Source organism: Bacillus sp. FJAT-27251 (assembly GCF_001273925.1).
GTDB lineage: Bacteria > Bacillota > Bacilli > Bacillales > Cytobacillaceae > Mesobacillus_B.
This window is the reverse complement of record NZ_LIGG01000001.1, coordinates 3976097-3996719: the sequence shown is the minus strand read 5'-3', so window position 1 is coordinate 3996719 and position 20623 is coordinate 3976097. Positions and strand designations below refer to the sequence as shown.

Below are 20623 nucleotides of genomic sequence, written 5' to 3'. Positions count from 1 at the left end.
AGCACCAAATCTCTCATATACTTTTATCCACCTGTCAACTTCTGACTTTGACTTGATCCCATGCTTCCTGGCCAGTGGTCTAATTCCTAATTTCCCCTTTTGATATTCTCTGACCACCATTAATTTCAAATCATCACTATATTTTTTAGTCAAAAGAAACACCCCAAAAGATTAGATTTTGACTCTAACTTTTGGGGTGCACGCCAGAACCTGTCCCCATGTCCTGAAAAAATATTTTTGCGTTATTTATGTACATATAGTGATAACTTGTTGTCTTTATTATTCAAATAATAAAATTGTAGCCAGTCATATATGGAAAACACTATAATTACAGTGGAAAGAATAAATATTAGAATAATAGTTTGTGAAATTGTTATCTATTTCATGAAAATTTAGAATATATTTACAACGTTTTAAATGTATGTTAATTTATTACTAACATAATATAACATTTAAATAAAATGTAACGAATAAAGTGTTATATTAAATTCCGGTAAAGGGGAGAAAGGTCTTTGATCATTCATAAAGAGGAAACTTTTTCGACAGATGAAATGAAAACGCTTCAATTGGAAAGATTAAAGAAAACGGTTGAAAAGGTTTATAAAAATGTTGCCTTTTATCAAACCAAATTTAAAAAAGCAAATCTAACTCCTGAAAGTGTTAAGTCAATTGATGATTTACAGAAGTTTCCTTTTACTGTTAAAAAGGATCTTAGGGATCACTATCCATATGGTTTGTTTGCTGTTGATACAAAGGATATTGTACGAATTCACGCTTCGTCTGGTACGAGTGGAAAACCAACGACTGTAGCCTATACGCAAAAGGATATTGATAACTGGGCTGATATGGTTGCGCGTGCCATTGCCCTTGCCGGCGGTGAGCCTGAGGGAATCTTCCAAAATGCATATGGGTACGGTTTGTTTACCGGTGGTTTAGGGCTTCATTATGGTGCAGAAAGACTCGGAATGGCAACAGTTCCCATCTCCGGAGGGAATACCGACCGGCAAATTACCGTTATAGAAGATTATAAGCCTACGGTAATTGCTGGTACTCCGTCATATATCTTAAAAGTAGGAGAAGAATTAAAGGCACAAGGGTATGATCCCAGAAATACTTCATTGAAATATGGTATTTTCGGCGCTGAGCCATGGTCAGAGGAAATGAGAAAATTACTAGAAGACACCTTCGATATAAAAGCGTGTGATATTTATGGCTTAAGTGAAGTAATGGGGCCGGGTGTTGCGATGGAATGCCATGAAGCGCAAGATGGGCTGCACATTGCTGAAGATCATTTTATTGTAGAAGTAATCAACCCCGATACACTTGAGCGTGTGCCAGATGGGGAAGAAGGGGAATTGGTTTTCACAAGTTTAACGAAAGAAGCGTTTCCTGTTATACGTTACCGGACAGGCGATATTGCTTCGATTACAAGGGAAAAATGTAAATGCGGTAGAACGACAACCAGAATGTCCCGTGTAAAAGGCCGGATTGATGATATGTTAATCATACGTGGGGTCAATGTTTTCCCTTCGGAAATTGAGCATTACCTCATTCAAATCAATCAATTGGCCCCGCACTATCAAGTACATCTGATGAAAGAAAGAAACCTTGATATTGTGGAACTTCACGTAGAGTTAACAGAAGAAATTTTTGGACAAATCAATGGAAATATGCAACATGAGATTATCCCAACCATCAGGAAACTCGTTCAGCATTCAATGAAAAACCATTGTTTAATCAGTATGAATGTAAAAGTGCTTCCTCCAAGAAGTATTCCAAGATCGGAAGGGAAAGCTGTCCGGGTTATTGACCGCAGAACGGAGGCGCTGCCTATATGAAATTCGGAAAGTGACGAACATAATGACACCAACAGTATTCAGAATCTTGGGAAAATAAGGGGTACAATGGGCAGAAATCAAACAATTAAGTAACGGTTTAGGGGATGGTGATGTTACAGGAGTACTCCGTGTAGCGCCGTCTCCTTTTTTTATGCGACAAACGATAAGCTCCCGATCGTACCTGCCTTATTTTAAATGGCTTATAAGGCTAAAAAGACATAACAGAAAAATATAAAATTCTAAAAAAAGCAAAATGATATTTGGAATGGTAGGAAGCGAATAGTTTAAATCTCTGCAGCACTAAGGTAAAACCTTTGATTTTAAAAATAAAAAATTATCAGAAAAGGTTTGCAATATGTATAACATTAAAATATAATTACGTTATAAACATGTTATATAAAATAAAGGAGGCAATGAAATGATTGCTATGTCCTCAACGACTGAAGATTCTGTTAAACTGGAACAGTTTGTTCAAAAGATTGAAAGCGGAGAAAAGATTGAAGCGGATGACTGGATGCCTGAGGAATATAGAGTGGCTTTAATTAAGTTAATCTCCATGCATGGAATCAGCGAAATTATGGGAGCGCTTCCGGAAAAAGAGTGGGTTCCCAAAGCACCATCGCTTTACCGCAAACTTGGTATTATGGCAAAGGTTCAGGATGAGATGGGCCACGGTCAATTGCTGCTGCGTGTTGCAGAAGATCTGTTGAAACCTTACGGAAAAAACAGAGGGGACTTGATGGAGGATTTATTCAGAGGAGACCTAAAGTTCCATAATGTTTTCCATATGGCAACAAAATCCTGGGGGGACGCTGGTTTAATTGGCTGGCTCGTGGATGGGGCAGCAATCATTACTCAAACCAATATGCTGAATGCTTCCTATGGTCCATATGCAAGAGCTTTGCACCGCATCTGTGCGGAAGAGGTTTTCCACGCCCAACACGGAGAAGCCATCATTATGGCTTTGGCCGAGGGAACCGAAGAGCAAAAAGAAATGGTTCAGGATGCTTTAAATCGGTGGTGGCCAGCTCTTCTGATGTTCTTCGGTCCTGCCAGCAGCGAAACAACTGGAGCATCGAAACAAGATGTGACCATCAAATATAAAATTCGTACCAAATCAAATGAACAACTCCGCCAGGATTTCTTTACGAAATATATTCCAAGAATTCTTTCGCTCGGATTAACGATTCCGGATCCAACGATTCATTTTGATGAAGAAAAGCAGACCTGGATTTATCAACAGCCTGATTGGAACGAATTTAAACAAATTATTAGAAATAACGGTCCGCGTTCACAAGCGCGATTGAATTTGCGCCGGACCTCCTATGAAAGAAATGCCTGGGTACGAAATGCACTTGCCGCAGTCGTAAGCGAATAAAAAGTAGGGGAATGAAGACAAATGGGTACTGAAAATAAAACTTTTTATCAAGAATATGAAGTATTTAGCAAAAGAACACCTTCTGCTTCGTTTCAACATCAATTCAGTCTTCTTGCGCCGAATGAGCAAATGGCATTGGTGATGGCCCAAGAAAACTTCATGAGAAGAGAGCCGGTTTATGATATCTGGGTGGTCAATCGTTCGAATATTAGGGGCCTTAGCCAAGAGGAGAAACAAACGCTAGACCGGATTGATAACAAGGAATATCGAACAACAAAAGGATATGGTTATTTAAAGAAAAAATGGCGCCATTACGAGCAACAAATGTTGGATGAAAAAGAAATCCTGTCTTGGGGAAAGGAGAAAGTCAATGGTTGAAAACACATTCAATCCAGGAAATAAACCAATTATTGAATTATTGTACCAACTAGCAGATGATGATTTTCTTTACGCTTATCGGAATTCAGAATGGCTTGGACTTGCCCCGCATATTGAAGAAGATGTGGCTTCTTCTTCCATCAGCCAGGACAGCATGGGGCATGCTGCGATGTTTTATCGGCTGCTTGAAGAATTAGGGGAAGGGAATGCAGATGCTTTGGCACATGCTCGTCCCGCCAGTGAAAGAAAGAATTGTATTTTAGTAGAAAGAGTGAACGGGCCAGGAAATTATATGGAAGAGCCAGATTATGACTGGGCTTATGCCGTTGTTCGAAACTATCTGTACACTACGGCAAAAAAGACGAAAATCCAATCGTTAAAACAAAGCTCCTATCAGCCATTAGCTGATGTTGCGGTCAAGGTGGACATGGAATTGCATTACCACTTGCTTCACTGGAAGACCTGGTTTATTCAACTATTAAGTTCAACAGAAGAGGCAAAAGAACGAATGAAAGCGGCATTTGAAAAAGTAATCAATGATTTTTCTGATGTATTTTCTTTAGGGAAAGAATCAGAACAAATATCAGACTACCATTTGATTGAAAAAGAAAGCGTTTTAAAAGGAAAATGGATCGATTCGATTAAGCCTGTGTTAGAATCCGTTAACTTGATCTTGCCTGAAGAATTTGAAAAAGAAAGCCTAAACGGCAGAAATGGGAAGCATTCCAAAGAGCTGGATGAGGCACTTGCCGTATTATCCGAGGTGTATAATTTAAATCCTGCAGCTTCCTGGTAAATAAATGAAGAAAAGTGGTGGGAAACCATGAAAACACCTGTTCAAATTTCTAAAGAAGACGTGTTACATGCATTGGAAACGGTGAAGGATCCCGAAATTGATACCGTGAGTATTATTGATTTGGGTATGGTTGAAACCATTACAATTGATAGAGGCACAGTAAATATTGATATATTGCCAACCTTTGTTGGGTGTCCTGSTTTAGAAATTATCCGAGGTAATATTGTCACAGCTGTTAGACGGTTGGAAGGCGTAGAGGAGACAACCGTGAAGTTTATCAATTCTCCTCCTTGGACTTCCAATCGTGTAACGGAGAAAGGGCTGCAGGGACTGAAAGAGTTTGGGATTGCCCCGCCGCCAAAACATTTTAAAGAGGATGGTTCCTGGCATGTGGATTGTCCCTATTGCGGCTCTACCTATGTCACTCTGGATAACCTTTTCGGGCCAACTGCCTGTCGAAGCATTCTTTATTGTAAAAGCTGCAAAAATCCATTTGAAGCGATGAAGCTGATTTCAAATACGTTGTAGAAGAGGATGATAACGATGGTAAAACTGATCGCATTTTATAAACAACCTGAAAACAAAGCAGCATTTGATGAGCATTATTTCAATGTGCATGTTCCGATTACAGAAAAAATCCCTGGTTTACGCAAGATGAAGGTGACCAAAGGAACGGGTTCCCCAATGGGCGGCGAAGCCAAATATTATTTAATTTGTGAAATGTATTATGACAGCATAGAGGATTTGAAGGCAGGCTTAAAGTCTCCTGAAGGAAAAGCATCAAGCAAGGATGTGATGGGTTTCGCAGGTAATATTGTTTCATTTATGATTGGTGAGGACGTCGCCGAATGAATGGGTTTCACTATATTGAAAGATTCATCGAAGATCGGGTAGGGGTGGTCAAGCTAAATCGTCCGAAGCAGTTAAATGCATTGAATCGGCAAATGGTGAGGGAAATCATCACGGCTCTTGAAGAGTTTGATCAGAATGATGAAGTTGGGACCATCCTGCTGACGGGAAATGGCCGTGCTTTTTCCGCGGGAGCCGATATTGATGAAATGGCTGGAACGGACTCGATACAAATGGAACTGCTAAATCAGTTTGCTGATTGGGATCGCATTACGCTTATAAAAAAGCCGATCATTGGAGCCGTAAAAGGATTTGTATTTGGCGGGGGCTTTGAGCTGGCACTAAGCTTGGATCTATTAATTGCCGCAAGAGGAACGCAGTTCTCTTTTCCTGAAGTCCAGCTGGGCGTTATGCCGGGAGCGGGCGGCACCCAACGGCTCACGAAAATCGTGGGCCGGGCAAAAGCTTTGGAATGGATCTGGACGGGGGATCGCATTCCCGCGGAAACGGCTTTGGAGAATGGGATTATTAATAGGATTGTTTCTGAAGAGATATTAATGGAAGAAAGTATGAAACTGGCGAAAAGATTAGCGAACCAGCCTCCTTTATCTTTACGGCTGATTAAAGATTCCGTTAATAAAGCCGTAGACTATACCTTATATGAAGGGATGCAATACGAACGGAAGAATTTTTACTTATTGTTTTCATCCCAAGATCAAAAAGAAGGAATGCAGGCTTTTATCGAAAAAAGAAAAGCGGAATTCCAAGGGAAATAAGGAGGTGTTACACCATGTATGAAACGATTGAATACACACTGACGGGTGGAGTGGCAACGATTACATTATCCCGGCCCGATAAATTAAATGCGTTTAACCGCACAATGATCCGTGAAATCTCAGCGGCGGTAAAAGAAGCCGGAAAAGACCATCAAGTGAGATGTCTCGTCTTTACTGGAGCAGGGCGTGGCTTTTGTTCAGGCCAGGACCTGGCTGATGTCGATGAGAATATGGACCATGGCCAAGTGCTGCGGGAGCAATATGGGCCAATGATCAAACAAATCATGAGCCTGGAAAAACCGGTTGTAGCTGCAGTGAATGGTGTAGCTGCCGGCGCAGGATTTAGTCTTGCATTAGCTTGTGATTTCAGACTGGCCTCCGAAAAATCAAGCTTTGTAAATGCTTTCATTCACGTCGGGTTGATTCCCGACTCCGGCAATCTTTATTTCTTGCAAAACCTGGTAGGTTATTCAAAAGCAGCGGAACTGTCTATCCTGGGCGAGAAAATTCCGGCAGATAAGGCATTGGAGTTAGGACTTGTCACAAAGGTCATCCCAGCAGATTCGTGGGACGAAGAAACAGTAGAATTTACCGAACATTTGGCTCAACTCCCAACGAAAGCCATTGGTTTGATCAAACGGAATTTAAAACAAGCAAATTCGGTTTCATTTGAAGAGTATTTAGAAGCTGAAGCACAAGGACAGAGAATCGCAGGTTTAACGAAAGATCATCAAGAAGGTGTCCAAGCTTTTATTGAAAAAAGAAAACCAAGTTTCATTGGCAGCTAAAATTAGACATGATAAGGAGTGCAGGTATATGTCAACAACTCAACAAACCATTACAGATGAAAAAACAATGAAGAGATCATTCTATCATTTAATTATAAACGGTGAAAAAGTCGAAAGCAGTGATGGGGGAACGATTAAAACGTATAATCCCGCTACAGGTGAATTAATTGCCGAAGTGGCCAAAGCGACAAAAGAAGATGCAGAAAAAGCGGTGCAGGCAGCACGTAATGCCTTTGATTATGGGAAGTGGAAAAAGTTCCCTGTCAATAAACGATCACGTGTAATGAATAAAATCGCTGCCATCATGCGTTCCCGTTTTAACGAATTAGTAGAGCTGGAGATGCTGGATACAGGTAAAAGCTTAGCCACTGCACAAGGACAAGTGAACCAGGCGATTGAAGACTTTGAATTTTACGCCGGTGCTATTGTTTCACATGGCGGACGCGTCAACCCATTGCCAGGTCAATTCCATAACTACACGGAAAAAGAACCGGTTGGAGTGTGTGCTCAAATCATTCCATGGAACTATCCATTAATGATGGCCGCATGGAAGGTTGCCCCTGCAATTGCTACAGGTTGTTCAATTGTAGTGAAACCAGCTTCTTTAACCCCGCTTACAGCGATTATCCTGGGTGAAATTTGCCTGGAAGCAGGAGTTCCGGAGGGCGTTGTGAACATTGTTCCCGGATCAGGTTCTGATGTAGGAAATTATTTAGTGGAACATGAACAAGTCGATAAGGTTGCGTTTACAGGCTCCACACCAATTGGGAAAAACATCATGGCAAGAGCTTCCMAGACGTTGAAGCGGGTCACATTGGAGCTTGGCGGAAAATCTCCTAATCTCGTATTTGAAGATGCAGACATCGATGCGGCCGTTGACGGTTCGCTTTACGGAATCTTCTATAACACAGGTCAATCCTGTGAAGCCCGTTCCCGTCTTTATGTTCATGAAGACATTTATGATGAATTTGTCAGCAAGTTCGTTGAAAAAACAAAGAAAATAAAGCTTGGGGATCCGTTTGATAAGGAAACACATGTAGGAGCCATTATTGACCAAAACCAAGTAGAAGTGATTGATGGCTATGTGAAATCAGCCATTGAAGATGGCGCGGAGATTTTGGCAGGTGGAAAGCCGGCTGTTGTTGAAGGGTTTGAAAACGGATTCTGGTATGAGCCAACCGTCATTGCCAATGTGAACCACGATATGAAAGCCGTAAAAGAAGAAATCTTTGGCCCGGTTGTCGTTGTCATGAAGTTTAAAGATGAGAAAGAAGCGATCAAGTTAGCCAATGATACGGAATTTGGATTAGGTTCCGCGATTTGGACGCAAAATGGAGCTCGTGCCCAGCGGGTTGCCGGACAAATCCAGGCAGGAATCGTCATGGTGAACTGCCCATTCTCAGCGATGCCAGGAACCCCATTTGGCGGTTATAAACAATCAGGCTTCGGAAGGGAATTGTCCATTGAAACGCTGGACCTTTATACAGAAACAAAGAGTATTATTTCCTACTATGGAAATCGTCCACTAAATCCAATGGGTATTTAAGCCAGACAAAACGGAGTACGAATCACCATTCATAGAGGGTGATTCGTACTCCTTTACATAATCGAAAAAGGAAGAGGGAGAAGCGATGATTGAGACAATCCTGGTTGTAGGCTCTGGTGTGATGGGAAGAGGAATTGCCTACGCGGCAGCAGCGGGAGGCTTCAAGGTCCGCTTGCATGATGCCAATGAAGCCGCTTTATCCAATGCACAACAAGAACTGGACAAAATCTTTGATAAAGGGGTAGCACGCGGGAAAGTCACGGCTGAAGCCGCAGATGCCGCAAAGAAAAATCTTCTATATGTATCACATTTGCACGAAGCGGCAAGAGGTGCCGACCTGGTGATTGAAGCCGTTCCTGAAAAGGCTGAAATTAAAAAAGCTGTTTTTGAGTCTCTCGAACAATATGTCCCCGAACATTGCCTTTTTGCCACAAATACATCCACAATGAGTCCGACAGAAATAGGGTCGTATGGAAATCGTGCCGAAAAAACCATCGCGATGCATTTCTTTAACCCGGTCCATAAAATGCCGCTTGTGGAAATTATCCGCGGACTTGAAACAAGTGACGAGACCGCAGAGGCTGCCCGAAGCGTTGCCCGGCAAATGGGGAAAGAAACGGTTGTAATCAATGAATTTCCGGGATTTGTGACGAGCCGGATTTCCTGTTTGGTGGGAAATGAAGCGTTTTATATGCTACAGGAAGGCCTTGGAACACCGGAGGAAATTGATAAAGCCATTAAATTGGGATTGAATTATCCGATGGGCCCATTTGAATTGGTCGATCTCGTCGGCTTGGATGCCCGTTTGAATAATTTAAAATATTTACACGAAAAATTGGGGGAAAAATATCGCCCGGCGCCATTGCTGGAGCAATATGTAAAAGCAGGCCGCCTTGGACGGAAGTCAGGCAAAGGGGTTTATGACTATACAAGCAAGGAAAAAGAGGTGCTGTCAAAATGAGGGAAGTGGTCATTGTAGATGCCGTCCGGACACCGATTGGGCGGTATAAAGGTGCATTGAAAAGCGTTCGTCCGGATGATTTGGGGGCAGTTGTGATTAAGGCCTTAATCGAACGCAATCCAAATCTTCCGGCCGGGGAAATTGAAGAAGTGGTTTTAGGAAATGCCAACCAAGCTGGAGAAGACAATCGTAATGTAGCCAGAATGTCTGCCCTTCTGGCTGGTCTGCCGATATCAGTTGGGGGCACAACCGTCAACCGCCTGTGCGGTTCAGGTCTGGATGCGGTGATGTATGCGGCAAGAGCGATTGCGATTGGTGAAGGAGATATCTTTATTGCCGGCGGCACGGAAAGCATGACGCGTGCACCGTTTGTGATGGGGAAACCGGAAGTCGACTATCCGCGCGGGTCAATGGAATTGCAGGATACGACAATTGGATGGAGGTTTACGAATCCCGCTTTAGAAAAAATGTACGGTTCGGAAACGATGCCCAAAACGGCTGAGAATGTCGCACAAGACTATAAAATCTCCCGTAAAGCACAAGACCAATTTGCCCTGGAAAGCCAGAAGCGGGCGAAGGAGGCAATGGAAGAAAATCGCTTCGAAAATGAAATCGTTCCAGTGATCGTGAAGGATCGAAAAGGAAATGAAACGATTGTGGAGAAGGATGAACATCCTCGTCCAGATACGTCCATAGAAAAGCTAAGTAAACTAAGGCCTATCTTTGAAGGCGGAACGGTGACTGCAGGAAATGCTTCAGGTGTAAATGATGGAGCTTCCGCGCTCTTGCTGATGAGTGCCGAAAAGGCAAAAGAATTAAATTTGAAACCGCTGGTCAAATATGTTGTTGGTGCTACAGCAGGATTGGAACCGCGAGTCATGGGGCTCGGGCCGATTCATGCGTCAAGAAAAGCATTGCAAAGAGCCGATTTGACTTCTCAAGATTTAGGCTTGATTGAATTAAATGAGGCGTTTGCCTCACAATCGCTGGAGTGCATCCGCCAATTAGAGCTTGATCCATCAAAGGTCAATGTAAACGGGGGGGCAATCGCATTTGGCCATCCGCTTGGCGCAAGTGGCGCGAGAATTTTAACCACGTTAATCCATGAAATGAAAAAGCGTGAGGTTCAATATGGTCTTGCGACGATGTGCATTGGCGTCGGGCAAGGGATTGCTGCGATTGTTGAGAATATCACAGACTAACCGCCTGAAAATACCTAATTCCGAAAAAGGAGTTTAAGAACATGTCCAAAGTTTTATATAGCGTGGAGGACCATATTGCTGTCGTAACAATTAATCGTCCGGATGTGCTGAATTGTTTTGATTACGAGACCTTGGAGCAATTGGCTGAAGTGGTCGGGCGCATTCATTTAGACCCGGATGTCCGAGTGGCTATCTTTACAGGAGCGGGCGAAAAGGCGTTTAGTGCTGGGGCTGATTTAAAGGAACGGAAAACATTATCTGAACAAGAAGTTCGGAGGAATGTAAAAGCGATAAGGGATGTTTTTAATCAGATTGCCCAGCTTCCGCAGCCAACGATTGCAGCTGTTAATGGCTATGCATTTGGCGGCGGGKTTGAATTAATTTTGGCTTGTGACTTTGCCATTGCGGTTCCTGAAGCTAAAGTGGGCCTTACCGAGACTAGTTGGGCGATTATCCCCGGTGCAGGTGGAACACAGCGTTTGCCGCGATTGATTGGGGAAATGAAAGCGAAAGAACTCATTTTCACGGCGAAAAAACTGACAGCACAAGAAGCGTATGAGTGGGGGATTTTAACAAGCGTGGCCAGCGATGAAAACGTTGTGGCGGCGTGCAAATCATTTGCAGGAGAGATGCTGAAGAATGGTCCGGTTGCCTTGAGACAGGCGAAGTACGCTATATGCAATGGGATGAATGCGGATCTACAAACAGGGTTGGCGATTGAGTCAAAAGCTTATGAATTAACGATTCCGACGGAAGACCGCCTGGAAGCACTAGCCGCCTTTAGTGAAAAAAGACCGCCTGCTTTTATAGGCAAATAGAGTTGCCAGAAGATTAGAAGTTTCGCTATGATTAAAGTAACTCCCAATAATTGAAATGTTAACTGGTGAATTATTTCATTTTCCGATTTACAAGGGGGGGTGAAGCGAATATCAGAAAAGAGTGATGTCACATGAGTAAAACTACATCGATGATTTTAACCATCTATGGTGATTACATTAGCCATTATGGAAATAAGATTTGGATTGGCAGTCTAATCCAGTTAATGAAACCATTTGGACATAATGAACAGGCTGTTCGAGTTGCCGTTTCCAGGATGATGAAGCAAGGACTGCTTCACTCTGAAAAAAAAGGAAACAGGAGCTATTATGAGCTTACGGAAAGAGGAGTAAGCCGAATCAATGAAGCAGCAAGGAGAATCTATAAGCTCGATCCGCATGAATGGGATGGGAAGTGGAGAGTCATTATGTATAGCATCCCTGAGGAGAAAAGACAAATCAGGGATGAACTCAGAAAAGAATTGGAATGGAGCGGATTTGGAAACTTATCGAATGGCTGCTGGATTTCACCCAATAACTTTGAAAAAGAAATTCACCTGTTAATTAGTAAATATCACATTGAAGAATATGTTCAACTTTTTCTATCCAAGCATACCGGTCCGCAGCCAGACTTTGCTCTCGTGGAAAAATGTTGGCCTTTACAGGAAATAGAGAAAAAATATGATCATTTTATCGATGTATACAGCAAAAAGTACATTATTCATCAAAGCATGATTGGAAGCGGCGATATGACGGATGAAGAATGTTTTATCGCAAGAGCGAACCTGGTTCATGAATACCGCAAGTTTTTGTTTGTCGACCCTTTTCTTCCGAAAGAATTATTGCCAGAACGCTGGAGTGGAAATCATGCTGCGTTATTATTCAATCAATATTATAAGCTGTTAGCTGAACCTGCGAGTCATTTTTTCGAGGACGTTTTTCAGGAGGAAAACGATTTGGAAAAAAAAGATAAGGATTATAATGCAGGGGAATTTTCTTTATTGAGTGGAATTGAGGAGGAAAACCATTCATAAAAACGCAGGTGAAACATGGTTAAGGCATCACAATAAGCAACAGAAAGAAAAGCGTTGTGATGCCTCATTTTTATTTACTTAAAAATATCATTATATATGTAACTTTTTTCAACATAAGTATCAATGGATAGTTGAATCAATTCCAAATCTTTTTCGCCAAGTTCCCGAATGACCTTTCCTGGCGAGCCTACAACGAGGGAACGGGGGGGAATGATTTTACCAGAAGGAACTAGCGTATTCGCACCTATGATGCATTCTTCCCCGATTACAGCCCCATCCAGTATGGTGGAGCCCATTCCAATAATGCTTCTTTTTTTAATCGTACAGCCATGGAGAATCACATTATGACCAACAGTTACTTCATCTTCCACTACGACTGGAGAGCCTTCAAATAAATGGATGGTGGAATTATCCTGAATACTGCAGCGGTCTCCGATGGTAATACTGTCTTCGTCACCGCGTAAAACGGCATTGAACCAAATAGAGGTTTCATGGCCAACGTGAACATCACCGATCAGACAAGCGCTTGGCGCCAAAAATGCGGTGTCGTGCACGACTGGCTTATTATCTTTAAGGGGAACTAGCATAATAAAATCTCCTTTCTATTAATTGAATTTTCACATTAGTATAACATATTTAAACGCACTTGATAAGGTGGGATATATCATGAACTTAATTTGTGAACAGCTATTGATTAAGTACCCGATCATTCAAGGCGGGATGGGAAATATAAGCCATGCGGCCCTGACAGCCGCTGTATCAGAAGCCGGAGGCCTTGGCACCATTGGCTGTGGAACGATGAAGCCCATTGAGGTGGAAAAAAAGATCCTGGAGACAAAAGAAAGGACTTGTAAGCCTTTTGCCATCAATATCGCACTAACCGTAAACCCTTATGCGTCTGAATTAGTCCAATTAGCCATTAAACACCAGATACCTGTCGTGTCATTGTCTGCCGGGAACCCGGCTCCATACATTCCGGCCCTCCATGAACATGGAATTAAAGTAATCGTGGTCGCAGCTTCGGTCAAACATGCCCAAAAAGCGGAAACTGCAGGTGCGGACATACTGGTGGCTGAAGGCTATGAGGCGGCAGGAATCAATTCCAGCCTTGAACTAACCACCTTCACATTAATTCCGCAACTCGCCAAGGCTGTGTCGATTCCTGTGATTGCTGCGGGTGGAGTCGGTGACGGGAAAGGATTGGCTGCAGCCTTGATGCTAGGAGCCAGCGGTGTCCAAATGGGGACGCGTTTCATTGCAACAAAAGAAGCCCAGTTACATGACAATTATAAAGAAAAACTTCTCGAGGCAAGCGGAACTGATACGAGGATTATTGGCCGTTCTGTCGGCCGCGTAAGAAGGGTCCTGCAATCAGGCTATGTGGATAAAATAGTCTTGGCGGAAAAAGACGGAATCGGATTGGAAGAATTTAATGAAATCACTTCAGAAGACTACCATATTAAGGGCGCTGTTTTAGGGGATTTGGAGAATGGGTATTTAAACAGCGGACAAGTCGCCGGTTTGATTACAACAATCCCAACGGTTCAAGAACTTTTAGAGTCGATGATGGAAGAGGCGAAAGGGCAAATGAGAGCAGCGGCACAACTGCTGGGAGAGGTACAGAGGAAATAAACGAGCTGGTGTAAATGGACCCCTGGCGGAGAACAGTGGTCAATAAAATATAAAGGTGGAAGTTTACTTGATAACCAATTTAACAGAACAGGAAATACATGAAAATTATTATGATGACATTTTTAAGCATTTTGTAGAGGAACCATATGCCCGTTTTTTGGGAATCAAACTTCAAGACCTTGGCTTAGGGACGGCAACGGCAGAATTAGAGATTCAAGATCATATGTTAAACTCCCATGGCACCGTCCATGGAGCAGTTATCTTTGCTTTGGCTGATTATGTCTTTGCAGCCGCGTGTAATTCTTATGGAAAAACCGCTGTCGGTTTGTCGACAACGGTTCAGTTCATGGCTCCTGGCTTGAAAGGTTCAAAGATAAAAGCCAAAGCAATCGAAGAAAAGAAAAACCACCGGCTTTCATGGTACAAGATTCAAATCGAAAGTGAAGGGGAACTTTTAGCTTCCATGGAAGCTGTGGCCTACCGGAAGAATAACTATTTTATTTCAATTGAGGATTAGGGACAGGGGGACAGGCACTCTGTCCCTTGTTTGTTTATGTAAATGGCAGGCGAAGGGACCTGTCCCTCCCTGTGTCCCTTAACTTACTTTCTCTTCCTGAATTTCCGTTTCTTTAACCATTGGTAAATTTTCTTTATTTCGTCCGATTAGCAGCATATATAATAGGGTGCCAATCCCGATTCCCCACGCTGCTCCTAAAGTGGCACACAGCATACCGATCATTAATACTAACCCGCGCGAAATATTATTTGTAACCATTGACATCGCTATATAGGCACAAGCAAATCCTGTGAGCAGGATCGTGACCGATAGAGCGACTGGAAATAACGGCGTAATGATCCCCATTACCGGCAAAAGGAAACCCAATGGAAGCGCTAACAAATAGAAGTTGGCAACACCAGAGAAAATGGAATCCATCACATGACGACCTTTTTTATAACGCTGGATCAAGAAGACTTGCACCCCAGTCCAAATGGGTCCATGCAGCCAGGGCATTGGCCCTGCTGTTAAAATCTGTGCCAGATTTCGGAGTGCCAGTACATAGTGGCTTCGGTTCATATTAATATCAATTTTTTCATCTTTCCTGGCTTCATCAGCGTCTTTCAACATCGTTTGAGCGACAAGCAGATCGCCAAATACCAAAATATAAAACATTAGCCCAATCGGTATCACAGAAATAATCATTTCCCATGGGGGCAAACCAATGGACCAGATGGACATCGCAGAAAACACTTCACCAATAGGAGGAATAAAAATTCCCCACTTAAGATCAAATGTAACCTCACCAGTAAAGAAACCTACAACAGCAGCTACTGCAAACGCAATTAATAATGCATTCGAACCGGCGAAGACTTTTGCATTTGTATCTGGCAAACTGGCAAACGGGATGGAAAACATTAATAGAAGGACGATGACCCAAGCTGTCACCAACGTAATGGGCATCGTTGGTAAACGGCCAAGCTCACTTTGAAATGCCGCAATGGCTGCTCCCATAATAATCCCTGCTTTTAGCGATGCAGGAATTAAATTATTAAACTTTTCCCCCAAACTTGTCACACCAAAGAACAGGAACAATGCAATCACTACAATGGATATGGCGATCATTCCATGTATCGCTTCAATTCCAGGTGTAAGCGTATTCAAATAAACGATTGTTAATGGAAGTGCAGGTGTAATGGCACCCGCAGCATAAACGTCACCAAATAAAAGAGTTTGAGCGATGACCCAAACCAAAAAGACCAGACTTACTGTCCATGCAACGCCTAAAGAGATGTCAAAATATTTCATCGCCAGAGGAGTGATCGCCCCACACGTCGCTAGCAGCAGCAACCCGCCGTGAAGATGCTGGCTAGGAGTTATTTCGAGATGAACCCCTGGAACCCTCATTGTAAAGGGACCCCATTTAAATCCAGGATGAACTTGACCCTCTTTCCTCTTTATTAGCATTAAACAATACCTCCCAATACAAGTAGATTTTTAACACCCAACATTCATTTTATAAAACAATAATAAAACGAAGGTTAATAAAAGTGATATATATCACTCTTTTTAAAATTTATCATAGACAAGCCATTAAGTAAATCTAAAATTTGCGAATTATTAAAAAACTCTGACCTTTCGGGGATTCATCCGGGGAGGATGCGCTGTATACGAGTCAGGCAATGCTACAAGAGAATAAAAACAAATGATTACCGGCTAAGCACCCTTGAAACGATAGATAAAAAAGGATAACAAATTTCGGTTTAATAAAATAACTAATGTTATCTTTAACGCTTTAACGCATTGAGGGTCAGGCACCTTTTTTTGGGGGCAGGTAAATGTTGTTTATAATGAATGGAGTAAAACTGGAGGTGAGTGGAATGGGGGATATAAATTCATTGTTTCGTGAAAGGGTAGGAATCCCGGCAGATGAAGTGATTTCGTTTGAAACGTTGGATAGGATTCTTGAGAAAACGGCATTAAGTATTCCGTTCGAGAATCTGTGTATCATGGAAAACCGTACAAGGAAGCTTACGTTAGACAATCTAATGGATAAAATCCTGCAGCAGCGGGAAGGGGGCCTTTGTTATGAGCTCAACTCGGTTCTCTATCTATTTTTAAAAGAGAACGGCTTTGACACGGCATTAATCCGCGGAGTGGTTTTTGACCCTATTAGGCAGGAATGGAGCAGGACCGGGAAAACACACGTAGCAAATTTGGTTAGGCACAACGGAGAGACATATCTTGTGGACACTGGATTCGGAGGGAACCTGCCGCTAAAACCGGTGCCGTTGACTGGGGAAGTGGTTACTTCTCGTAATGGAGATTTTCGCGCCGAGCGTGCCGAAACTGAACATGGTGATTTTGTTTTTTACATGAAGTTAAAACATAAAAATCAACAGTGGAAAATTGGGTATGCGTTTGATTCGCACGATCGCGTGCAGAATGTCGAGACGTTGAACGAAATCCAGACTATCGTTGCGGACCATCCGGAGTCGGCTTTTAATAAGCGGACATTGATCACCAAATTAACGGAAACAGGGAATGTGACCTTAACAGCTGGCTCGTTTACAGAGTGGGCAGATGGGCAAGAGAAAAAGGCGGAAGTGGATGAAAATCAGTTTAATGAGTTCAAGAAAACGTATTTTGGATTGAAGTAAAGCGGGCCGGATTACCAAGATGTATGAATGAACATCCGAAATCCAGCAGAATATCATTGCGGCACAACTTAAAAAGCAATGCCTTTGATTTCAAAAAGGAGATGGAGAAAGGACACCATCTCCTTCTATTGTTCTTGATTAAGAAACCTTCGTTTTTCCTTGTCTTCTTTTGATAGATTTAGACCTGTTTTCTTTGAACCAGTAGACAATTTCCAATAAACTTATGCACAAAACCAGCCAGACGAATCCGGCCGTGTAGCCTGCCAGCACATCGGAAGGATAATGCACCCCCAAGTAAATCCGGCTAATGCCTATCAATAAAATAAGGGAACCAAACAAGATGACCAGACCCATCTTTGAAAGCGGGTTGCGTTTGCTCCGAAGCGCTAAATAGCTTAAAAAACCGTAAAAAGTCATGCTGCCCATGGAATGGCCGCTGGGGAAACTAAACCCATCCGCCTCGACAATTCGATGGACGCCAGGACGCTCTCTTGCAAAATAGCTCTTTAGCAAAAGGTTTAAAAGGCCTCCTCCTGCGACAGCCATGAAAAAAAATAGCATAGACCATACATTTTTCCGTTTAACGTACAGCCAAATCATACTAATTAAGAGTAAAAGGCCAAGCATGAACGTGGATCCCAGTTCTGTTATCCATTGCATGAATACATCCACTGCCGGAGAAGCAGTCAATCTGACAGTATCAATGATTCTCTGATCGAAAAGGAAAGGGCTCTTTTTCATTAAATCGCTGGATAAACGAAAAAACAGGTATAAACAAGCCCCGGAAAAAATCAAACCGGTTAATCCCCAAATGGTTATGAAAGGGGAAACCCTCAATCCCTCTTTGCGTTTTCCAAACAACATACATCACTCCTGAAGCTTAGTAGAATCACCTCTATAAACGTGAAAGGACCTTTACTGTGTATAGTAAAGGTCCTTGAAAATAAAAAGACCTTTACCAAACAAAGCGGTAAAGGTCTCGCTAACAATTGACATTGCTAACAAAGCCGAGGATTTTCATCCCGAACTGACGACTTTGCTATAAAAGCTACTCCCCTTTAGAGAAACTTGCTCATTTAAATTACTAGTATTGTACCGTTCGAAAAGTTATAAAGTCAAAAGTTTTAGTGACGGCGATTTCAGGTTGACAAATAAATGAAAAAATTTTACACTTTGGATAGCTACCATGTATTACAAAGTAGCTTCTTTTTAAATAAGCTATCTTGTTTTGCAAAGTACTAAAGGACACTTTATTTACGGTCAACTACCTTGTTTAACATGTTAGAGAAGAAAGGATCAGGATGATGTCAATAAGAAGCCAATTGTTAAAGGGAATTTTGGACGGCTGTGTATTGGCTGTCATTGAAAAGGAGCCTGTTTATGGCTATGAGCTTTCCCAAAAGCTGCTGAATATTGGCTTGGCTGAAGTGAGTGAAGGAACGATTTACCCCATTCTTCTGCGGCTTCAAAAGAATGGACTCATCCGGGGCGAAATGCGGCCCTCCGAATCAGGACCCAATCGGAAGTATTATTTTTTAACGGAAGCGGGGCAGGAGGCGTTAGAGAACATCACCGGGGAATGGAAGCAAATTTCAAAGCCAGTAAATCAATTACTGACCGGGAGGAGAGAAGGATGAACGCGCAAAAATTGATTGAAGAAAACAATCGGAAGAGGGAAATGCTGACAGCTGAAAATGAGGCTTATTATGGTGATTTGCTTATTTATATTCGACTTCAATTTACCCTCTCGGAACAGCAATCCGAAGAAGTACTGATGGAACTGCTCGATCATTTGCTGGAGGGACAAAAGGCAGGGAATACAGCGAAGGACATCTTTGGTGATGACCCAAGAGGCTTTGCAGATGAGCTGATTGAACATCTGCCAAAAGAGGAGAAACGAAAGCTGATTCCGTTTATAGGTGGAATCATTGGAGATATTGTCGGTTGGCTTTTGATCATAAGGGGTGTACTTTTCCTGGTGTTATCCCAATTTACAGAGGTGGATACAAAGGTATATCCGCTATCAGCGTTGTTGATTGCCCTAATGATTGCCGGCTTTGTCACTATCACGATCGTTTATGTCTTCAAGCTAGTGGAACGCTCGTTGTTCAAGGAAAAACGTAATACACGTAAGGACACCATTAAAGCAGGGTTCGCTGGCGCCGGCGGAATGGCTGCCGTAATGCTCATCACCAAATTCCTGCCTGAAATGGGCCCGTCATTTGAATTTTCCTGGTGGGCATCGTTACTTGTTGGCGTGGTTTTGGCAGGATCCATTTATCTTGGGAAGAAAAGAAAAGCGGCATAAGGGGAAAGCACCTTGTGCATAGCCTTTGTGCACCTTCAATAAAATGAGGGTGCATTCTTTGAAGGCACAATACTTAAATTTGCAAGTAAATTATGATGAATATATACTTATTTAATAAATGCAAATTCTGCAACTGTTGCTTACACAGAATGGCACAATTAAAAGGTGGAGGATATGAATAAAATGAATGAAAATAGTTTCCCGAAGGATGCTATACGTCTATTAAAAGAAACAAGCCGTACATTTTATATTCCAATTACCTTTTTGCAAAAGGAGTTAAAAAATACGGTTGCCTCAGCTTATTTGGTATTTCGGGCAATTGATGAGATTGAAGATCATGAAGAAATTGACAATGAACTAAAACACACGATTTTAATGCAAGTGAGTGAACTGTTCAAGCATCCTTTCAATGAACAAACGTATTTACACATACTTGAACCGGTAAAAGATGCAATGCCTGAAGTTACACTCCGTTTAGGTGAGTGGATACAGGCTTGTCCAAAAAACACACTGCAAATTGTTATGGATGCTGCGAATGAAATGGCATGGGGCATGGCAAAATGGGCAAAAGCAAATTGGACAATCCGCACACGTGAGGATTTGGATGATTATACATATTACGTTGCAGGGCTTGTTGGAGTCATGCTTTCAGACTTATGGGAGGTTTGTGCTGGTGTAAAAACAGACCGTGACCTTGCCATTGGGTATGGACGTGGACTTCAAGCTGTAAATATTTTGCGAAATGAGCAGGAAGACTTGGTTGAACGCGGTGTAAGTTTTGTACCTGATAATTGGACTCGCGCAGAGCTATTTGCTTATGCGGATGAAAACCTGGCGAAAGCGGACGACTATATGAAGTCGCTGAATAAGAAAAGCATTTTATTATTCTGCCGTTTACCACTTGCACTAGCTCATAAAACCTTGAAAGCGATGAAAGATGGCCGCGAAAAAATTACGCGTGACGAGGTCGAGCAAACAGTAAAAGAAATTCAGGTTGATTAGCATATAAAAAACTTCCCGGCCAAAGAGGTCCGGGAAGTTTTTTTGTGGTGGCAGATTTTTGGTTAATTATGAGACGAGAGACCGTCCCGCTGCTTCTTAAATAGGGCCGGCTAATAGAAACGGGAAATCGGCAAATAGAATGCGAGAACTGGCAAATAGAATGC

The 20623-nt window shown here is 42.4% G+C and carries 23 protein-coding genes; 19 read left to right on the top strand and 4 right to left on the bottom strand.

Going from position 1 to position 20623, the window contains the following annotated elements:
- The coding region (locus ADU22_RS18760) for a helix-turn-helix domain-containing protein (protein ID WP_156324425.1) at positions 1–120 on the bottom strand (120 nt) is incomplete at its 3' end.
- A gap of 392 nt (positions 121–512) precedes the next feature.
- Here ADU22_RS18760 and ADU22_RS18755 point away from each other — a divergent pair.
- The 13 genes from ADU22_RS18755 (at position 513) to paaX (ending at position 12361) form a co-directional block, all read left to right on the top strand.
- Positions 513–1838 (top strand): phenylacetate--CoA ligase family protein, encoded by a 1326-nt coding sequence (locus ADU22_RS18755; RefSeq protein WP_053363528.1) that lies wholly within the window; start codon positions 513–515, stop codon positions 1836–1838.
- A gap of 427 nt (positions 1839–2265) precedes the next feature.
- Positions 2266–3216 carry a 1,2-phenylacetyl-CoA epoxidase subunit PaaA gene (gene paaA, locus ADU22_RS18750; RefSeq protein ID WP_197280145.1) on the top strand — a complete coding sequence of 317 codons (951 nt, stop codon included), beginning with the start codon at positions 2266–2268 and terminating at the stop codon, positions 3214–3216.
- A gap of 21 nt (positions 3217–3237) precedes the next feature.
- On the top strand, positions 3238–3594 hold the full coding sequence (gene paaB / locus ADU22_RS18745) for a 1,2-phenylacetyl-CoA epoxidase subunit PaaB (RefSeq protein ID WP_053363526.1): 357 nt from the start codon (positions 3238–3240) through the stop codon (positions 3592–3594).
- Complete coding sequence (gene paaC, locus ADU22_RS18740; protein ID WP_053363525.1) at positions 3587–4390, top strand: 1,2-phenylacetyl-CoA epoxidase subunit PaaC; 804 nt, start codon at positions 3587–3589, stop codon at positions 4388–4390. The genes paaB and paaC overlap by 8 nt, the downstream gene beginning before the upstream one ends.
- 27 nt (positions 4391–4417) lie before the next feature.
- Complete coding sequence (gene paaD / locus ADU22_RS18735) at positions 4418–4918, top strand: 1,2-phenylacetyl-CoA epoxidase subunit PaaD (RefSeq protein ID WP_053363524.1); 501 nt, start codon at positions 4418–4420, stop codon at positions 4916–4918.
- Between the two features lie 15 nt (positions 4919–4933).
- Positions 4934–5242, top strand: a complete 309-nt coding sequence (locus tag ADU22_RS18730) for an EthD family reductase (protein WP_053363523.1) — start codon at positions 4934–4936, stop codon at positions 5240–5242.
- A complete protein-coding gene (locus ADU22_RS18725) occupies positions 5239–6015 on the top strand; it encodes an enoyl-CoA hydratase/isomerase family protein (RefSeq protein ID WP_053363522.1) in 777 nt (258 codons plus the stop codon). Before ADU22_RS18730 ends, ADU22_RS18725 begins: the two co-directional genes overlap by 4 nt.
- Positions 6016–6029: 14 nt before the next feature.
- The gene (locus ADU22_RS18720) at positions 6030–6803 is read left to right on the top strand and encodes an enoyl-CoA hydratase-related protein (RefSeq protein WP_053363521.1); all 774 of its coding nucleotides are present in this window, start codon (positions 6030–6032) and stop codon (positions 6801–6803) included.
- A 28-nt stretch (positions 6804–6831) separates the two neighbouring features.
- Complete coding sequence (locus ADU22_RS18715) at positions 6832–8349, top strand: aldehyde dehydrogenase family protein (RefSeq protein ID WP_053363520.1); 1518 nt, start codon at positions 6832–6834, stop codon at positions 8347–8349.
- An 85-nt stretch (positions 8350–8434) separates the two neighbouring features.
- The gene (locus ADU22_RS18710) at positions 8435–9310 is read left to right on the top strand and encodes a 3-hydroxyacyl-CoA dehydrogenase (protein WP_053363519.1); all 876 of its coding nucleotides are present in this window, start codon (positions 8435–8437) and stop codon (positions 9308–9310) included.
- The gene (locus tag ADU22_RS18705; RefSeq protein ID WP_053363518.1) at positions 9307–10512 is read left to right on the top strand and encodes an acetyl-CoA C-acyltransferase; all 1206 of its coding nucleotides are present in this window, start codon (positions 9307–9309) and stop codon (positions 10510–10512) included. The genes ADU22_RS18710 and ADU22_RS18705 overlap by 4 nt, the downstream gene beginning before the upstream one ends.
- A gap of 41 nt (positions 10513–10553) precedes the next feature.
- Positions 10554–11330 carry an enoyl-CoA hydratase-related protein gene (locus ADU22_RS18700; RefSeq protein ID WP_053363517.1) on the top strand — a complete coding sequence of 259 codons (777 nt, stop codon included), beginning with the start codon at positions 10554–10556 and terminating at the stop codon, positions 11328–11330.
- A gap of 131 nt (positions 11331–11461) precedes the next feature.
- Complete coding sequence (paaX, locus tag ADU22_RS18695) at positions 11462–12361, top strand: phenylacetic acid degradation operon negative regulatory protein PaaX (protein WP_053363516.1); 900 nt, start codon at positions 11462–11464, stop codon at positions 12359–12361.
- Between the two features lie 74 nt (positions 12362–12435).
- Here the strand turns inward: paaX and ADU22_RS18690 are convergent, their stop codons facing one another.
- On the bottom strand, positions 12436–12948 hold the full coding sequence (locus tag ADU22_RS18690; RefSeq protein WP_053363515.1) for a gamma carbonic anhydrase family protein: 513 nt from the start codon (positions 12946–12948) through the stop codon (positions 12436–12438).
- A gap of 79 nt (positions 12949–13027) precedes the next feature.
- On the opposite strand from ADU22_RS18690, the gene ADU22_RS18685 reads away from it, so the two are divergent.
- Both ADU22_RS18685 and ADU22_RS18680 read left to right on the top strand, forming a co-directional pair.
- Positions 13028–13993, top strand: coding sequence for an NAD(P)H-dependent flavin oxidoreductase (locus ADU22_RS18685; RefSeq protein WP_053363514.1), 966 nt, complete (start codon positions 13028–13030; stop codon positions 13991–13993).
- Between the two features lie 67 nt (positions 13994–14060).
- The gene (locus ADU22_RS18680; protein ID WP_053363513.1) at positions 14061–14510 is read left to right on the top strand and encodes a PaaI family thioesterase; all 450 of its coding nucleotides are present in this window, start codon (positions 14061–14063) and stop codon (positions 14508–14510) included.
- Between the two features lie 78 nt (positions 14511–14588).
- Here ADU22_RS18680 and ADU22_RS18675 read toward each other — a convergent pair whose 3' ends face one another.
- Positions 14589–15956 carry a hypothetical protein gene (locus ADU22_RS18675; protein ID WP_053363512.1) on the bottom strand — a complete coding sequence of 456 codons (1368 nt, stop codon included), beginning with the start codon at positions 15954–15956 and terminating at the stop codon, positions 14589–14591.
- Between the two features lie 413 nt (positions 15957–16369).
- Between ADU22_RS18675 and ADU22_RS18670 the strand changes: the two genes are divergently transcribed.
- Entirely contained in the window at positions 16370–17149 is a 780-nt protein-coding gene (locus ADU22_RS18670; protein WP_053364658.1) for an arylamine N-acetyltransferase family protein, read from the top strand.
- Between the two features lie 138 nt (positions 17150–17287).
- Here the strand turns inward: ADU22_RS18670 and ADU22_RS18665 are convergent, their stop codons facing one another.
- Positions 17288–18013, bottom strand: a complete 726-nt coding sequence (locus ADU22_RS18665; RefSeq protein ID WP_053363511.1) for a phosphatase PAP2 family protein — start codon at positions 18011–18013, stop codon at positions 17288–17290.
- Between the two features lie 440 nt (positions 18014–18453).
- On the opposite strand from ADU22_RS18665, the gene ADU22_RS18660 reads away from it, so the two are divergent.
- From ADU22_RS18660 to ADU22_RS18650, 3 genes are all read left to right on the top strand, one after another.
- Positions 18454–18786, top strand: coding sequence for a PadR family transcriptional regulator (locus tag ADU22_RS18660; protein ID WP_053364657.1), 333 nt, complete (start codon positions 18454–18456; stop codon positions 18784–18786).
- Entirely contained in the window at positions 18783–19457 is a 675-nt protein-coding gene (locus ADU22_RS18655) for a DUF1129 family protein (RefSeq protein WP_053363510.1), read from the top strand. Before ADU22_RS18660 ends, ADU22_RS18655 begins: the two co-directional genes overlap by 4 nt.
- Before the next feature lie 183 nt (positions 19458–19640).
- Positions 19641–20459 carry a squalene/phytoene synthase family protein gene (locus tag ADU22_RS18650; RefSeq protein ID WP_053364656.1) on the top strand — a complete coding sequence of 273 codons (819 nt, stop codon included), beginning with the start codon at positions 19641–19643 and terminating at the stop codon, positions 20457–20459.
- The last annotated feature ends 164 nt before the right edge of the window (positions 20460–20623 follow it).

Bases quoted from the DNA above. Each gene is read 5' to 3' on its own strand.
- ADU22_RS18670 (WP_053364658.1), top strand. From the start codon at position 16,370: ATGGGGGATATAAATTCATTGTTTCGTGAAAGGGTAGGAATCCCGGCA.
- ADU22_RS18725 (WP_053363522.1), top strand. From the start codon at position 5,239: ATGAATGGGTTTCACTATATTGAAAGATTCATCGAAGATCGGGTAGGG.
- ADU22_RS18655 (WP_053363510.1), top strand. From the start codon at position 18,783: ATGAACGCGCAAAAATTGATTGAAGAAAACAATCGGAAGAGGGAAATG.
- ADU22_RS18730 (WP_053363523.1), top strand. From the start codon at position 4,934: ATGGTAAAACTGATCGCATTTTATAAACAACCTGAAAACAAAGCAGCA.
- ADU22_RS18690 (WP_053363515.1), bottom strand. From the start codon at position 12,948: ATGCTAGTTCCCCTTAAAGATAATAAGCCAGTCGTGCACGACACCGCA.
- ADU22_RS18665 (WP_053363511.1), bottom strand. From the start codon at position 18,013: ATGTTGTTTGGAAAACGCAAAGAGGGATTGAGGGTTTCCCCTTTCATA.
- ADU22_RS18660 (WP_053364657.1), top strand. From the start codon at position 18,454: ATGTCAATAAGAAGCCAATTGTTAAAGGGAATTTTGGACGGCTGTGTA.
- ADU22_RS18675 (WP_053363512.1), bottom strand. From the start codon at position 15,956: ATGCTAATAAAGAGGAAAGAGGGTCAAGTTCATCCTGGATTTAAATGG.
- ADU22_RS18705 (WP_053363518.1), top strand. From the start codon at position 9,307: ATGAGGGAAGTGGTCATTGTAGATGCCGTCCGGACACCGATTGGGCGG.
- paaA (WP_197280145.1), top strand. From the start codon at position 2,266: ATGTCCTCAACGACTGAAGATTCTGTTAAACTGGAACAGTTTGTTCAA.
- ADU22_RS18650 (WP_053364656.1), top strand. From the start codon at position 19,641: ATGAATGAAAATAGTTTCCCGAAGGATGCTATACGTCTATTAAAAGAA.
- paaC (WP_053363525.1), top strand. From the start codon at position 3,587: ATGGTTGAAAACACATTCAATCCAGGAAATAAACCAATTATTGAATTA.
- ADU22_RS18720 (WP_053363521.1), top strand. From the start codon at position 6,030: ATGTATGAAACGATTGAATACACACTGACGGGTGGAGTGGCAACGATT.
- ADU22_RS18685 (WP_053363514.1), top strand. From the start codon at position 13,028: ATGAACTTAATTTGTGAACAGCTATTGATTAAGTACCCGATCATTCAA.
- ADU22_RS18710 (WP_053363519.1), top strand. From the start codon at position 8,435: ATGATTGAGACAATCCTGGTTGTAGGCTCTGGTGTGATGGGAAGAGGA.
- paaB (WP_053363526.1), top strand. From the start codon at position 3,238: ATGGGTACTGAAAATAAAACTTTTTATCAAGAATATGAAGTATTTAGC.
- paaX (WP_053363516.1), top strand. From the start codon at position 11,462: ATGAGTAAAACTACATCGATGATTTTAACCATCTATGGTGATTACATT.